Here is a 14453-nt window from a genome sequence, read left to right as displayed (position 1 = left end):
TTCAGGCGACCCGCGATCGCCACCCGTAACGGTTCGTGTAGACGGTTGCCGATCTGTCGTACCTGGCCACCAGCGTGGGAACCGAATTCCGTGACGATCTCGTGACACAGTGTAGCCAGACGGTGGCTGAGCGGGCCGGTCACCACGACTCGTCAGCGCAGCACACTGTCAGCGACAATGTGCGGGACGCGGCAGTCGACGTCACGAACGGGGCCCTTCTCGCGGCGATGGCAGGACGATCACCTGCCCGCCGCACAGCCTAGGATGCCGATGACGCGTCGGGGATCCCGAGTTCGTGCCAGGCGAGGAGGACACTAGTGGCGGACGAGCCTTACCTGGCCGCATCCTCCACTCTGCGTCACGGCCCGGCCCTCGTCGTCCTGACCGGCCCGCCCGGCTGCGGCCGCAGCACCCTGCTGCAGCGCATCGCCACCGCCGCCGGCGGCCCCGTGCACAGCGGCGGCGGCCTGGCCATGCTCGCCGGCGTGCCCGCCCTGGCCCTGTCACGCGCGGTCCGCGCCCGGCTGCCCGGCGACGACGTGCACCTGCTGGCCGAGGCGGTCCGGTCCCGGGTCCGGGGCGGGCTGCTCGTCCTGGACGACCTGCAGCACTGCGACCCGGCCACCCTCGCCGCCCTGCCGCACCTGGCCCGCACCTGCCGGGTCCTGGTCGCGCTGCGCACCCCGCACCGGCTGAGCGACCAGGCCTACCAGGCGCTGCGCGAGGCGGCCACCGCCTGGCTGGGCGTGCCGCCGCTGACCGGCGACGACGCCCTGGCCCTGGCCCGGCGCACCGCCGCGCGCCTCGACGAGGCCACCCTCGCCCAGGTGCTCGCCCGGGCCGGCGGCAACCCGCTGGCGATCATCGCGCTGGCCCGGCAGGCCGGCGCCGGGCGCGCCCCCGCCGGGCAGGACATCGACCAGATCGGGTACGCCATCGCCACCGCCCTGGCCGACCTGCCCCGCCCGGCGCGCACCGCGCTGGCCGCCCTCGGCCTGCTCGGCCGGCCCGCCGACGCCGCCCTGCTCGGTCCCGGCGCCGCCGACCTGCACGCCGCCGGGCTGGTGCGGGCCGAGCCGGGCGGCGCGCTGTCCCCGGTCTCCGCCTACGTCGCCGAGACCGCCGCCGGCCTGCTCGACGCCGCCGCCCGTACCGACATGCACCAGCGGCTCGCCCAGCTGACCCCGCCGGCCGAGGCCGCCCGGCACCTGGCCGCCGCCGGGGACCCGGCCGGGGCGTACCGGCAGGCCCTGGCCGCCGCCGACCACGCCACCGCCGGGGAACGCGCCGACCTGCTGCTGTTCGCCTGCGGCCTGGACACCCCGGTCGACCTGCGGGTACGCCTGGCCGCCGCGGACGCCGCCCTGGTCGCCGGCCGGCCCGCCGACGCCGCCACCGTCCTGGCCGCGGCCGGCGCCCGCCCCACCGGCGCCGCCGCACCGCTGGCCCTGGAAGTCGCCGTGCTGCGCGGCGAGGCCCTGCTGCAGGCCGGCGACCCGGAGGCCGCCCGCGACGCGGTCACCGGCGTCCCGGACACCGCCGCCACCGCGGTCCTGGCCGCCCGCGACCGGGTCCTGCTGCTCGCCGCCCTGCACACCGCCCCGATGTCCGCCCTCGACCTGGCCGACAAGATCGCCACCCGGCACCCGGCACCGCCGCCCGGTGTCGCCGCCGCCCTGGCCGCCGTCCGCGCCGAGCACCGCGTCCCCGGCTGGGACACCGCCCTGGCGCAGGCCGCCGACCCGGCCGGCGACCCGCTGATCAGCCGGTGGAGCGCCTGGCTGCTGGTCGAGCACCTGGCCGCCGACGGCCGGCTCACCGAATCGGCCGTCGTCGCCCGGCGCGCCGCCGACGCGGCCGGCACCGCCCTGGCCTACGGCTGGCAGACCCGGTTCCTGGCCGCCGCCGACTGGGCCCTCGCCCTGCACGGCCGGCGCGACGACACCGACCCCGAGGCGGTGCTCCGGCAGGCCGGCAACCTCACCGACCTGGCCCTGCCCGAGCAGGCCCGCGCCTACGCCACCGCCGCCACCGCCCTGATCGAGGCCGACACCGGCCTGCTCGCCGCCGCCCGCGCCCGGCTGGCCACCGCACCGGCACACCCGGCCGCCGACTGGGTCACCCGCGAAGCCGCCTGGCTCGACGGGCAACCCGAGCGCGGCACCGGCACCGCGACCGGCGACGGGCTGCTCGCCGGCCTACACGCGATCACCGCCCGCTGGGCCGCCCACGACCTCGGCCTCACCGCGCACGCCCCGATCCCCACCGGACTGCCCGGCCCCGCCCGGCGCACCCTGACCGCCTGGGCCGTCGGCACCGGCTTCCCCGCCGCCGCCGACAGCTGGCACCCGGTCGCCCTGCGCGAACAGATCCGCTGCCTGCTCGCGGCCGGGCTCACCGACACCGACCGGGACCGGGCCGTGGCCGCCCTGCTGCGCGCCGAGGAGCTCGCCGACACCGCCGGGCTCACCGTGCTGGCCGGCCGGGCCCGGCGCGGCCTGCGCGCCCACCGGGTGCACCGCGACGTGCGCGGGCGCCGCTCCGAGGGCGGGCTCACCCAGCGCGAACAGGACGTGCTGCGCCTGGTCGCGGCCGGGGAACCCACCCGCCGCATCGCCGGGCAGCTCGGCATCTCCACCGAGACCGTCGACACCCACATCCGCGCCAGCATGCGCAAACTCGGCGCCCGCACCCGTACCGAAGCCGCCGCCCTGGCCTTCGCCCGGCCGGACACCGGCCGCGGCACCAGCGACAACAGCGAGGATGGCCGGTGAACACACAGCCCGACGCCCCACGGCACGTCGTAGCCACCTCCGCCGAGGCCGACACCGTCCTGCGCCGCCTGGCCCGCGACGGCTGGACGGCCCGGCCCGGATTCGCCCTGCCCGACCCGGCCTGGGACGTCGCCGCGCACCGCATCGTCCTGCACGGGCGCATCGGCGACGACGACACCGACACCGTCGCGCTGGCCGTGCTCGCCGCCGCCCGCGGCGCCGGCGTCGTCGCCGTCTGCAACGCCGAGTCCACCGCCGGGCGCGCCCTCATCGACGACCTCGGCCGGATCGGCACCGTGCACCGCGGCGCCGACCCGGTCGCCAGCCTCATCCCCGAACAACGCGCCCTGCTCGACCGGCTCGCCGCCGGCGACACCATCGCCGCCGCGGCCGCCGCCGAATTCCTGTCCCTGCGCACCGCCAACCGCCGCATCGCCGAGGCCCGCGCCCTGTTCGGGGTGCGCACCACCCGCGAAGCCGTGCTGGCCTACCTGCGCCAGCGCCAGCCCGACTGACCTCCCGCGTCGCCTGCGGCATCCGCATCCGGACCGCCCGCCCGCTCACGGCCGCCGCCGATCCCGGTCAGCCCGATTTCCGGTACGCCCACCGCCCCCACTGCCCAGCGCTCGCCCACCCGCGGCCCGGCGGCCCCGTCGCCGTGCCGGTTGTCGACACCGTCGTCCATGATGGCCTCGACGCACCACGTGCGCCGCCACCACCGCGGCACCGCCGTGGCGACACGCCCCGCGGCCGGCCGCGACTCCGCACCCCGGCGACGACAACAGGGGGACAGACGATGCGCGAGATCTTCAGCAGCGACGACCTTCCCGCGGCGGAGCGGCTCGCCGGCTACCGTGAGGCCGTCGGGCAGGCCCTGGTCCCGGTCAACGTGCACGCCGATCCGGGCGCGCCGATCCGGGTACGGATGGGCCTGATGATGCTCGGCCAGGTCGAGGTGTGCTCGGTGAGCGCCACCGACGACGCCCACGTGGAGATCAGCCGGCCGCGGCGGCTGATCCGCCGCAGCGACCCCGAGGCGTTCCGGCTGCTGCTGGCCCTGCGCGGCCGCATCCAGATGACGCAGGGCGATCGCAGCCCCCGGCTGACCCCGGGCCAGATGGCGTTCTACGACACCTCCCGGCCGTTCCACGGCTCGCGGCGCACGATCAACGGCCGGCTGCACCTGGTGACCCTGACGGTCTCCCGGGGCCTGCTGCCGGTCGCGGACAACCTCGTCAAAAGCATGATCGCCGCACCGATCGCCGGCCGGCACGGTGTCGCCGCCCTGATGGTCGACGTGGTCGACCGGCTGCTGACCGACGCCACCCGGTACACCGCCGCCGACGCGTCCCGGCTGGCCCCGGTGGTCCTCGACCTGATGACCGCGGTCCTCAGCCATGAGCTGGGCGACGACGCGGGGCGCCCGGCGTCACCGGAATCGCGGCGGCGGGTGCTGCACACCTCGATCCAGGCCTTCGTCCAGCAGCGACTGGGCGATCCGGGGCTGACCCCGCGCAGCATCGCGGCCGCCCACCACATCTCGGTCCGCCTGCTGCACCAGCTGTATCAGGAGCAGGGCGAGACGGTCGCCGGGTCGATCCGCGCCGCCCGGCTGGAACGCTGCCGCGCCGACCTCGGCGACCCGCTGCGCGCCGGCTGCTCCATCACGACGATCGCCGCCCGGTGGGGCTTCACCGACTACGCCCACTTCAGCAAGCTGTTCCGCGCCGCCTACGGCCTCTGCCCCCGCGACTGGCGGCACCAGCACCAGCCCTGAGCGGCCCCCGTGCGCGCCATCACCACCGACGGCGCCGCACACCGACCAACGACTACGCGAACCGCGCCGACCTGCGGCCGGCCATCGGCACCGGACCCGATCCGGTCCGCCGATGACGCGCAGTGACGAATCGGACTCCTTCCGCACGTCCGGATCGCGTCGTCGCGCGCAGGGGTGACGACGTCGTGGCGGACCTCGTCGAGGCCGAGGTCGGCGGCGCGGGCACGCGCACGCTTTGCGGACCCCGCGTTTCCGGGTCCCCGGTCCGGGGCCGGTGTTCAGGCCGAGGTGGTGGGGCGTTGCAGCAGATGATGGACGCGGGCGAGCAGGTCGTTGTTGTCGAAGGGCTTGCCGATGTAGTCGTCGGCGCCGGCTTCGCGGGCAGCGGCCTGTTCGGCCGGGTAGTGGCGTACGGACAGCAGGATGATCGGTAGGTGCTCGGTGGTGGGTTCGGCGCGTAGCTTGCGACAGATGTCGAGACCGTTGATGCCGGGTAGCGACGGATTCATCACAACCAGGTCCGGGAGGTCGGCGAGAGCGCTCGCCAGGGTGAGATCGCCGGTGCCGGCGACGCGGGTCTGGTATCCGGCACGGGTGAACAGCCGCTTCAAGACGTCGGCGATGTCGGGCACGTTCTCCCCGATGAGGATGGTGGGCATGATGCCTTCCTTCGCTGGCTCAGAGGTGGCGGGGCAGTCGGCCGGTAGCCGCACGGTGATGGTGGCGGTGCCGCTCTGATCCGGGTGCACGGTGATGGTGCCGTGGTGAAGTTCGGCGATGATGCGCGTCAGGGCCAGGGTGCTCGCGCCGCCGGTGGTGGCCAGGCCGGTGGTGTTGGTGTCCGACAGCCGCTGATACAGATCGACCGGGTCGTCGTCGCGCCGCGGATGGGTGATGGTGAGTGCGGCGGCACCGTCGACGAGGCCGAGAGTGACGTGGATGTGCCCGCCGGCCGGGCTGGCGGTGATGGCGTGGGTGATCAGCCGGTCGGTGAGCTGGCGGAGCCGGCCGGGGTCACCGGTCACGGTGACCCGCGGGTGCAGGTCGCACCGCAGCCTGATCCCGGTGACGGCGGCTGCCGGCTGATGGTCGGAGCACGCTGTCGTGGCGAGTGCGGACAGGTCGACGACAGTGTCGGCCAGGGGCAGGTGCCCGGCGTCGAGGGCGGCCAGGTCGAGCAGGTCGTCGACCAGGGCCCGTAGCCTCGCGGCGTTACGGTCGATCGCTTGCAGATACCGCCGGTCGTCGGCCGGGTCCGGGCTGGGGTCGTCGAGCAGCATCTGGGTGTAGGAGGTGATCGAGGTCAGCGGGGTGCGCAGTTCATGGCCGGCCAGGGCCACCAGGTCGTTCTTGGCGTGGTCCAGTTGCCGGGCGAGCTGGACGGCGTGGCGGCGCGACAGGTAGTACCCGAACCGGTCGGCGACCGCGTCGAGCAGGCCGGTGAGCAGAAACCTGTCATGCTCGGCGGCCTGCGCCACACCGCTGAACACGCCGACGGTGGTGTCCCCGCAAGGCACCGGCACGGCGGCCAGTGTCCGCAGTCCCCGTGCGGCGCATGCTCGGATGAAGGCCGGCGCGCCGGGCGTGTGCAGGCGAGCCGGGTCTATGTCGGCGAGGCTGGGAATCCAGAGTGGTTGCCCGGTGGTCCACACCCGGCCCAGCCCACGGTCGTGCCTGCCGATCCGCTGCGGCAGCAGGCCGGTCAGATCCTCGTGGCCGGCGGCGGCATAGTCCCCGGCCGGGAGCAGGCTGTCGCTGACCTCGTCGGCCAGCCACAGCGCCAGATAGGGCCAGTCCAATGCCGCGGCGACCGCTCGCAGCAGACCCGATACCGCCTCGGGGACCGTGTCGCAGCGGGCCAGAATGTCCGCGACCTGTATCTCGCAGTCGCGGAAACGCTGCGCGCGTCGCCGGACGGTGACGTCCATGACGGTGGCCACGGCCCCGCTCTGGCAGCCGTCGGCGGCGACGATCGGCTGGCTGTTGACATGCAGGTAGCGCTCCGGCAGGCCGGGCACGAGCAGCAGCGCTTGCCCGTCACGGATGTGCCGGCCGTGCAGCGCTCGGGTGATGGCCAGGTCCTGCGATGGCATCGGGGTGCCGTCGAGGTGGTACAGCCGGCCCACGGCGATGGTCATCGCCTCGTGCGGCGAGGCGGTGTCGGGTATCGCGTGGATCCGGCGCAACTCCTGGTTGAACAGCAGCGCCTGACCGTCGTTGTCGCAGACCAGCACCCCCGCCTGCACGCTGTCCAGCAGCGCGGCGACGAAGCCGTCGCCCTGGACAGCGGAGATCAGGGGATGGAGAACGACCATGATTACCCGCCCCGCCTCACCTCAGGCGGACCCGGCCAACCGGCCGGGCCTTGCCATCCCACCCCGGGCCGCAGTCGCGATCGCGGTGAATGGCAAGTCCACAAGCAGAGCACCTCCTTCAGAGAGTACCCCTAAACGGCAGGAAACCGAGAAATCAGACACGGCCTGCCGTGCCCACGGCGTCGCCGACCGGCGCGGATGGTTGCCGGCCCCGGCCCGGCAACCACGCCATCGAGCGGCAGGCGGCTTCCCGGGACGCGCACCGGCGCGGGCACAACCTGCTTGCGGCCCGGGCTGCGCGCGGTGATGCTCGACCTCTGCCAGGCACGCCGACCGGCGACGGAGGGCACCCGATGGCATCGTCCGAGCAGCTGAGCACGTGGGGTTCCGGCGGGCACGCCGCGGACGCGGTCCTGCGCGACGGTGTCGTCCGCAAGCGCCCCGGGCCCTGGACTCCCACGATATTCGCCCTGCTCAGGCACCTGGAGCGGGCCGGTTTCGGCGGGGCGCCGCGGGTGGCCGGGGACGGCTGCACCTTCGTGCCGGGCCGGTCCGCGCACCCGCACGCCTGGCCGGACGAGGCGGTGGCCGGAGTCGGGACGCTGCTGCGTGGCCTGCACGACGCCACCGCCACGTTCACGCCACCGGCCGGCGCCGCGTGGCAGCCGCACTGGCTGCGTGAGCTCGGCGGCGACGACGTGGTGATCGGTCACGGCGACACCGCCCCGTGGAACATCGTCGGCGAGCACGGGCGGCCGCGGGCGTTCATCGACTGGGAGTTCGCCGGGCCGGTGGACCGCCTCTGGGAGCTCGCCCAGACCGTCTGGTTGAACGCCCACCTCGTCGACGACGACGTCGCCGAGCTGCAGAACCTGCCCGACGCGCCCACCCGGGCCCGGCACGCCCGGGCCATCGCCGACGGGTACGGCCTGCCCCGCGCCGCCCGCGACGAGCTCGTCGACCGGCTCGCCGACGTCGCGATCCACAGCGCCCGCCACGAGGCGGTCGACGCGGCCGTGCGCATCGACAGCACCGCGGCGGTCGGCGCCGACGGCTATCCGATCCTGTGGGGGATCACCTGGCGGGCGCGCAGCGCCTCGTGGATCGCCCGGCACCGCACGCTGCTGCGCCGGGTGATGCTCGCCTGAGCGGTGACGGCTCGGGGCGCGCCGGCGAGGGCGGGCGGGTGCTCATCGCGTACCGGAAACCGGTTTTGCTCTTGGGACGCGGTGCAGCAGCAGCCAGGCGTCGGCGGGGAACAGGGTGCGGGCCAGCCGCCACGCCACGGGCGAGTAGTACGGGCGGGCCGCCGCCGCACCGATGATCTCGGGGCGGTCCAGCTGGTGGGTGCGGCCCTTCCAGCGCAGCGTGCACGAGCCGGCGGCGAGCACGTTGCGAACCCAGTTGGTGCGCGCACCCCACGGCAGGTTGATCACGATGACGTCCGGGGTGGCGACCACCGCGACCGGCACGCTCAGGGCCCGCCCGGACACCCGGCCCCGGTGCTGCACGACCGCCCACAGCGGGAAGAACCGGCGCCCGGCCAGGACCCGCACGGCGGGTGCGGTGGCCCGGGCGACACGCCACGAGGTGTTGTCAGGGACTGCGGAAACACTCATGCCGCCGATGGTGGCGCGCGCGGCCGGGGCGGCGCATCACCGGCGGCCGTCACGACGGATGACGGAAATCCGTTACCCGGCGCAGGGCGTAGGCGACCGCGTCGGCCCGGCCACGCGCGCCGATCTTGCGGTAGATGCTGGCCAGGTGCCGTTCCACGGTGTGCACGGCGATCCCCAGCCGGCGGGCGAGCTCGGCGTTGGAGTCGCCGTCGGGCAGCAGCCCGAGCACCTGCCGTTCCCGGGGTGTCAGCGGATGGCCGGCCACCCGGGTGTCGGTGCCGGTGCTGCGAGCGGCCACCGCGGTGACCGTGCCGGTGGTCAGGAACCCGGTCACCAGGCCCAGGTCGGCGGCCGGGTCCTCCAGGAACAGCGTCGGCGTGCTGCCGGGCAGCTCGACCAGGCGGGCGTCGGGCAGGGCGGCGGCGAGCCGGCGGAACACCTCGACCGGGATCTGCTGGTGGCCCTGCCGGTGCAGCACCAGCGCCGGCGCGCGCACCCGGGGCAGGTCGCCGGTCACGTCGATGCGTTCGGCGGCGGCGAACCAGGCCTTGGCGACCGGCGCGGTGGTGGCGGTCCGGAACGCCTCGGCGGTCCACCGGTTCGACGGGCCCGTGTCCCAGCCCAGCCAGGCCGCGGCGGCGGCGTCGGCGAACAGGTCCCAGTCCTGCTCGATCAGCGACAGCAGCGCCTGCGTCTGGGCGGGCAGCATCGCCTCACGCATCCGCGGCGCGCCGCCGAAGAGCACCAGCCGGTCGACCCGCTCGGGCCGGCGGGCCGCGAACGCGATCGCGGTGGCCGTCGCGTGGTAATAGCCCAGCAGCGACGCCCGGGCGATCCCGGCGTGGTCCAGGACGGCGTGCAGGTCCCGCAGGTGCGCGGGCACCCCGAGGTCGCCGAGATCGATGCGCCGGTCGGAGCTGCCGGTGCCGCGGCCGTCGTAGAGCACCAGCGTCACCTGCCGGGCCAGCGCCTGGTAGGCGGCGCGGATCGCCGGGATCCGCCACTGGGCGACGATGTTGCTCAGCGACGGCATCCACACCAGGACCGGGCCGCTGCCGAACATCTGGTAGCCCAGGGTCACGCCGTCCTCGGTGCGGGCGAACCGCAGCGGCGGGCTGTCCATCGGCCCAGTATCGCCCGGGGCGGCACCGACCGGCCTTCCCGGCCGGCCTTCCCGACCGGCGACCGACCGAGCGTCACGCCACGTCGTCCGCCAGCTCGCCGCGCAGCAGCCCGAACACCACGATGTCGCACCAGGCGCCGTCGCGGAACTCGGCGCCGCGCAGCAGGCCCTCGCGCTGGAACCCCAGCCGCCGCAGGGCCCGCTGCTCGGCCACGTTCTCCGGCTGGGTGCCGGCCTCGATGCGGTGCACGCTGGTGTGCGCGAACAGGTAGCGGCACAGCAACAGCTGCGCGCGGGTCCCGATCCGCCGGCCCCGCCACTCGGGCAGCAGCACCACGCCGATGGTACGGTAACGGCCGGCGCCGAACCCGGCCGGGCGCCACCCGACGAACCCGGCCGGTTCCCCGTCGGCGGTCACGATCAGCTGGCCGTCCTCGTCACCGAGCCAGCCGTCGGCCTCGAAGCGCCGCCGGTGCCGGGCAGCGTCCCGAAACCCGTACCAGTTCGGGCCGATCAGTCCCGGCTCCACATCGAACCGGGCCAGCAAATCAAGATCATTTTTGTGTACGGGTCGCAGCTGCACATCCATGGCGATCTAGCGTACGGCGGCGGCCGGGGCGATCCCGGCGGCCCGGGCACGTGCCAGGATCGCCGCGAGGGTGTCGCCGATCGCCTCGACCCGCTCGCCGGCCCGCTCGGGGGCCTCGTGCAGCAGCTCGATCGCGGTGGCGTGGATCAGCCCGCCGGCACCGACCACGATGTCCGGCGCCCACAGGATGCCGCGCTCGTGCAGCAGGCCGGCGGTCTGCGGCCGGTCCAGCTGGTTGTTGGCCGGCCCGGCGACCGCGGCGCAGCGCAGCCGGGGCACCGACGCCGCGGTGAGCAGCCCGCCCAGCGCGGCCGGAATCAGCACGTCGACCGGCGCTCGGGGCTGAGCCAGGTGACGCCGGGCCGGCGCCGGGCCGGGTCGGTGTCCGCGGCACGGATCGTCGCCCCGGTGGCGGCGAGCAGGTCGAGCAGATGCCCGCCGACCCGGCCGGCGCCGAGCACCGCGAAGCTGCGCCCGCCCAGCTCGGCGCAGCCGAACCGGTCGGCGCAGACGGCGCGCAGGGCGGCCAGCACGCCGAGCGCGGTGTGCGGCGACGAGTCGCCGCTGCCACCGGCCGAGCGCGGCCGGCAGAACACGTGCGGGGTGCGCTCGGCGATCACCGCCATGTCGTCCGGCCCGCTGCCCACGTCCGGCCCGGTCGCATAGCGACCGTCCAGGGAGGCGATCAGGTCACCGACGTCATGCAGCAGATCGCGGCGGGTCGCGGCACCCAGCTCGTACGCCGGGGGCAGCGCCACCACGGTCTTGGCGCCGCCGAGCGGCAGCCCGGCGACCGCGCACTTACCGGTCATCGCCGCCGACAGGCGCAGCGCGTCGGTGACCGCGTCGCGCCAGTGCGGGTAGTGGGCGATCCGGCAGCCGCCGGCGGAACGGCCGCGCACGGTGCTGTGCACGGCGATGGTGATCGGCAGGCCGCAGCGCTCACCGCGGCGGGTGACGACATGTTCGTGCTCCATGCGGCGACGCTAGCCACACCGGCGGCTTGCCCGGCCCGATTCCGAACCTCGTTCGCCAGCTCGGCGATAACGCCGGTCGTGGACGAACTTGATGCGGCGATCGTGGCTCATCTGCACGGCTTCCTGATGGACAAGTTCAGCGGCCGCCGCGAGATCATCGGGTTCCGCAGCTCGGTCATCTACGAACACGCCCGCAAGCCGGTCATCGAGGCCCTCGACCCGTGACCACGACCCCGATCATGGCGCAGCGCATACTCATCGACATGCCTGACCTGTCGAGCCGGCCCGGCCAGGCCCGGTGAACTTTCACAGCCTTGCCGGCGAGAACCAACCGGCCGAGGTATTCCGGCAGGTGGCCGGGGCACACCACAACCCCGTGCCCGGGATGGACCACCGAGGCGCGCGGCATGGCCGTCACCCGACGGCGATCGGAAACCCGTTCTGGTACGCCAACCGCCCGCCCGCCCCGGCCGCCAGCGCGTCCAGCTGACCGTCCAGCGTCAGGAACGCCGTCCACGGCTCCTGCCCGGACACCACGACCAGCCGCTGCACCACCAGGTACTCCAGATCCGGCACCCGGTTCGCCTTCCACACCTTGTCCGCCACGGCGACCAGCAGATCCTCCAGCCGCGCCCCCGGCGCATCCCACCTGCCGTGGCTACCGGCGAACCGCGCCAACCGCGGATCCACCCCGGCCGCCAGCAGCAGCCACCGGCCGGCATCCTCATGCCGCGACCCCGGCCCCGACAACTCCTCCGGATGCAGCACCTTGCCGATGTCGTGAGTGGCCGCCCCGAACAGCACCGCCCGCCGGTCGAACCGCAACCCCGGATACGCCCCACCCAGCCAGCCGGTCAACCGCCACGCCACATCGTGCACCGCCCGCAAATGCGCACCCAGCCGCGCCGGCGCCCGCAACGCCGTCAACAGCTCCGCCGCCGACGACGGCAACACCCGCAACCCCGGCGCGGCAGGCCCCCACATCGCCCGGGCCAGCAACTCCATCACCCACCACCCTCCCACGGCCACGTCCGCGCAGAAGGACTACCCACCGCGCGACGGCGGTACCGTCGGAACCCGTTCGAACCCACCGATACGGGGGAGCGCCACCTGGGGAGAAGACACCCACCGGCCTGGACACCTCGACCGTCCACCCGGCCCACCGCCGCGACCACCGGCACGGCGGCGTCGCCCGGCCCGGGCAGCAACCCCCGGTACCCTGCCAGTCACCGGCCCGGCACGACGACGGGAGCACCGCCCATGACCCACGTACGACGCTTCGACCATGTCGGCATCACCGTCGCCGACCTCGACACCGCCACCGCCTTCTTCGTGGCACTCGGCCTGCGGGTGGAAGGCCGGATGTTCGTCGAAGGCGCCTTCCTGGACACCGTCTGCGGCATCCCCGGCTCACGCACCGAGATCGTCATGCTGAAAGCCCCCGACAACGGCGCCCGCCTGGAACTCTCCCGCTTCGTCCGCCCCGACTCCGTACCCGGCTCACCGACCGCCATGGCCAACGAACTCGGCCTGCGCAACGTGTGCTTCGAAGTCGACGACCTGCGAGCCACCGTCGACTGGGCGGCGAGCGCCGGCTACACCCTGGTCGGCGGCATCGGCGAATACGAGAACACCTGGCGGATGGCCTACCTGCGCGGCCCCGAAGGCATCATCGTCTCCCTCGCCGAACGCATCCCCTGACAACCGGCCCGGGTCACACCCCGCGCAACAGAGCCGAACCCCGATTCGCGGTCCGCGTTGCGGCCCCCTGGCGTTCCCTCCCTACTCTGCGAACATGGGACCCGAACGCACCAACCAGGTGGGGGAGCACACCGCCACACTGCTGAAACTCTCCCTGCAACTGCGAGCCGCGGCAGCCGACGCCGACCGGCAGGACGTGATCGAACACGTCGACGCACTGATGCGGCTGATCGCCGGCGACCACATCCTGGCCGCCGACGGACCGGCCAAGAGCACCGGCGGAACAGCCGAGACAATCCACCGCATCCTGAACGGACTCGGCCTCTAAGCGTTGAGACTTCCCGCGACGAAACCCGGGTTTCGCCGAACAAAGCCTCAAACCCGCCAACACCCCCACCGGCACCGGCACCGGCACGATAGGGTCGCAGCACGCCGACCGGCTCTGGGGGAGAAATGATCGACTACGACGAGGCCTACCGCACCGGCACCGCACCCTGGGACATCGGCAAACCACAACCCGCACTCACCGCCCTGCTCGACTTCGGCATCCGCGGCCCCAAAGTCCTCGACCTCGGCTGCGGCACCGGCGACCTCTCCCTCGCCCTGGCCCGCCGCGGATACCACGTCACCGGCATCGACATCTCACCCGTGGCCATCGAACGCGCCCGCGCCAAAGCCACCGGCCTCACCGCCACCTTCGAAGTCCAGGACGCCACCCAGCTCAACCTGCCCAACGCGCCGTTCGACACCATCATCGACTGCGGCCTGCTGCACAACCTGCACCGCTTCGGCGGCCTCGACGCCTACCTCGCCCAGCTACCCGGCCTCGCCGAACCCGGCACCATGCTCTACGTCCTGGCCATCTCCGCCGCCGCCGGCGACACCTGGACCATCACCCGCGAGCACCTCACCCAATGGTTCCCCGAACCCACCTGGACCGACATCACCATCAAAGACGTCCAGATCACCGCCGAAGTCAACGCCGAAAAACTCACCATGCCCGGCTACCTGATGCGCGCCTTCCGCGCCTACCACTAACCGGCCGACCCCACCAAGTCCGCCGGGATCAGGCTGTACACCGCCAGATCACCACGCCCCGACCGGGTCCACGACGCATTACGCAACACACCCTCGAACCGGAACCCGGCCCGCGACGCCACCCGCACCGACGCCTCATTACGGGTATCCACCTGCAACGTCACCCGATGCAGCCCCTCCGACGTCAACGCCCACCGGCTCACCGCGACCGCCGCCTCCACCGCGAAACCCCGGCCCCGCGCCCACCCCGCCGTCCAATAATGGATCTCCGCGGTCATCGCCGACCAATCCGCGTTGAACAACCCCACATGACACGCCAACCGGCCATCCTCGCGCGACACCCCCGCCAACCCGTCCACACCCCGCGAACACCAGTCGACCGCACGATCGAGACCCGCCCCCGCGTACCGAAAACCCACCGGCGCGAACCGCAAGAAATCCCGATCGCTCCACACGGCCTGCACCCCCGCCGCGTCAGCGGCCTCGAACCGCCGCAACCGCAACCGCGACGTCTCCAACGGCACCCACGAGAACACGAGC

16 protein-coding genes are annotated in these 14453 nt (G+C 74.0%); 8 read left to right on the top strand and 8 right to left on the bottom strand.

Annotated features, from left to right (window positions below; translation table 11 throughout):
* The first annotated feature begins 317 nt into the window (after positions 1 to 317).
* The 3 genes from Actob_RS23145 (at position 318) to Actob_RS23135 (ending at position 4551) form a co-directional block, all read left to right on the top strand.
* Positions 318 to 2774 carry a LuxR C-terminal-related transcriptional regulator gene (locus tag Actob_RS23145; protein ID WP_284913883.1) on the top strand — a complete coding sequence of 819 codons (2457 nt, stop codon included), beginning with the start codon at positions 318 to 320 and terminating at the stop codon, positions 2772 to 2774.
* Positions 2771 to 3289, top strand: coding sequence for a LuxR family transcriptional regulator (locus Actob_RS23140; RefSeq protein ID WP_284913882.1), 519 nt, complete (start codon positions 2771 to 2773; stop codon positions 3287 to 3289). The genes Actob_RS23145 and Actob_RS23140 overlap by 4 nt, the downstream gene beginning before the upstream one ends.
* 281 nt (positions 3290 to 3570) lie before the next feature.
* Positions 3571 to 4551: an AraC-like ligand-binding domain-containing protein gene (locus tag Actob_RS23135; protein WP_284913881.1), complete on the top strand. Its 981-nt coding sequence runs from the start codon at positions 3571 to 3573 to the stop codon at positions 4549 to 4551.
* 278 nt (positions 4552 to 4829) lie between these two features.
* On the opposite strand, the gene Actob_RS23130 is transcribed toward Actob_RS23135, so the two are convergent.
* Positions 4830 to 6866 carry a response regulator gene (locus tag Actob_RS23130; RefSeq protein ID WP_284913880.1) on the bottom strand — a complete coding sequence of 679 codons (2037 nt, stop codon included), beginning with the start codon at positions 6864 to 6866 and terminating at the stop codon, positions 4830 to 4832.
* Between the two features lie 353 nt (positions 6867 to 7219).
* Here Actob_RS23130 and Actob_RS23125 point away from each other — a divergent pair, with 353 nt between their 5' ends.
* A complete protein-coding gene (locus Actob_RS23125) occupies positions 7220 to 8014 on the top strand; it encodes a phosphotransferase (protein ID WP_284913879.1) in 795 nt (264 codons plus the stop codon).
* A 42-nt stretch (positions 8015 to 8056) separates the two neighbouring features.
* Here Actob_RS23125 and Actob_RS23120 read toward each other — a convergent pair whose 3' ends face one another.
* From Actob_RS23120 to Actob_RS23100, 5 genes are all read right to left on the bottom strand, one after another.
* Positions 8057 to 8485, bottom strand: coding sequence for a PNPOx family protein (locus Actob_RS23120; protein WP_284913878.1), 429 nt, complete (start codon positions 8483 to 8485; stop codon positions 8057 to 8059).
* 49 nt (positions 8486 to 8534) lie between these two features.
* Positions 8535 to 9608 (bottom strand): alpha/beta fold hydrolase, encoded by a 1074-nt coding sequence (locus Actob_RS23115; RefSeq protein WP_284913877.1) that lies wholly within the window; start codon positions 9606 to 9608, stop codon positions 8535 to 8537.
* 73 nt (positions 9609 to 9681) lie between these two features.
* Positions 9682 to 10197, bottom strand: a complete 516-nt coding sequence (locus tag Actob_RS23110; protein WP_284913876.1) for a GNAT family N-acetyltransferase — start codon at positions 10195 to 10197, stop codon at positions 9682 to 9684.
* Positions 10198 to 10203: 6 nt separating this feature from the next.
* Positions 10204 to 10521, bottom strand: a complete 318-nt coding sequence (locus tag Actob_RS23105; RefSeq protein WP_284913875.1) for a Rossmann-fold NAD(P)-binding domain-containing protein — start codon at positions 10519 to 10521, stop codon at positions 10204 to 10206.
* Entirely contained in the window at positions 10515 to 11174 is a 660-nt protein-coding gene (locus Actob_RS23100) for a Glu/Leu/Phe/Val dehydrogenase dimerization domain-containing protein (protein WP_284913874.1), read from the bottom strand. The genes Actob_RS23105 and Actob_RS23100 overlap by 7 nt, the downstream gene beginning before the upstream one ends.
* Before the next feature lie 78 nt (positions 11175 to 11252).
* Between Actob_RS23100 and Actob_RS23095 the strand changes: the two genes are divergently transcribed.
* The gene (locus Actob_RS23095; RefSeq protein ID WP_284913873.1) at positions 11253 to 11399 is read left to right on the top strand and encodes a hypothetical protein; all 147 of its coding nucleotides are present in this window, start codon (positions 11253 to 11255) and stop codon (positions 11397 to 11399) included.
* Between the two features lie 189 nt (positions 11400 to 11588).
* Here Actob_RS23095 and Actob_RS23090 read toward each other — a convergent pair whose 3' ends face one another.
* On the bottom strand, positions 11589 to 12179 hold the full coding sequence (locus Actob_RS23090) for an HD domain-containing protein (RefSeq protein WP_284913872.1): 591 nt from the start codon (positions 12177 to 12179) through the stop codon (positions 11589 to 11591).
* A 255-nt stretch (positions 12180 to 12434) separates the two neighbouring features.
* Between Actob_RS23090 and Actob_RS23085 the strand changes: the two genes are divergently transcribed.
* The 3 genes from Actob_RS23085 to Actob_RS23075 all read left to right on the top strand — a co-directional run bounded on the left by Actob_RS23085 (position 12435) and on the right by Actob_RS23075 (position 13913).
* On the top strand, positions 12435 to 12875 hold the full coding sequence (locus Actob_RS23085; protein ID WP_284913871.1) for a VOC family protein: 441 nt from the start codon (positions 12435 to 12437) through the stop codon (positions 12873 to 12875).
* Positions 12876 to 12969: 94 nt separating this feature from the next.
* Complete coding sequence (locus Actob_RS23080; protein ID WP_284913870.1) at positions 12970 to 13203, top strand: hypothetical protein; 234 nt, start codon at positions 12970 to 12972, stop codon at positions 13201 to 13203.
* A 125-nt stretch (positions 13204 to 13328) separates the two neighbouring features.
* Positions 13329 to 13913: a class I SAM-dependent methyltransferase gene (locus tag Actob_RS23075; RefSeq protein ID WP_284913869.1), complete on the top strand. Its 585-nt coding sequence runs from the start codon at positions 13329 to 13331 to the stop codon at positions 13911 to 13913.
* Here Actob_RS23075 and Actob_RS23070 read toward each other — a convergent pair.
* Positions 13910 to 14449 (bottom strand): GNAT family N-acetyltransferase, encoded by a 540-nt coding sequence (locus tag Actob_RS23070; RefSeq protein WP_284913868.1) that lies wholly within the window; start codon positions 14447 to 14449, stop codon positions 13910 to 13912. The two genes, Actob_RS23075 and Actob_RS23070, sit on opposite strands and share 4 nt — an antisense overlap.
* Positions 14450 to 14453: the final 4 nt, after the last annotated feature.

Source organism: Actinoplanes oblitus (assembly GCF_030252345.1).
Taxonomy (GTDB): domain Bacteria; phylum Actinomycetota; class Actinomycetes; order Mycobacteriales; family Micromonosporaceae; genus Actinoplanes; species Actinoplanes oblitus.
This window is presented reverse-complemented; position numbering and strand designations above follow the sequence as displayed.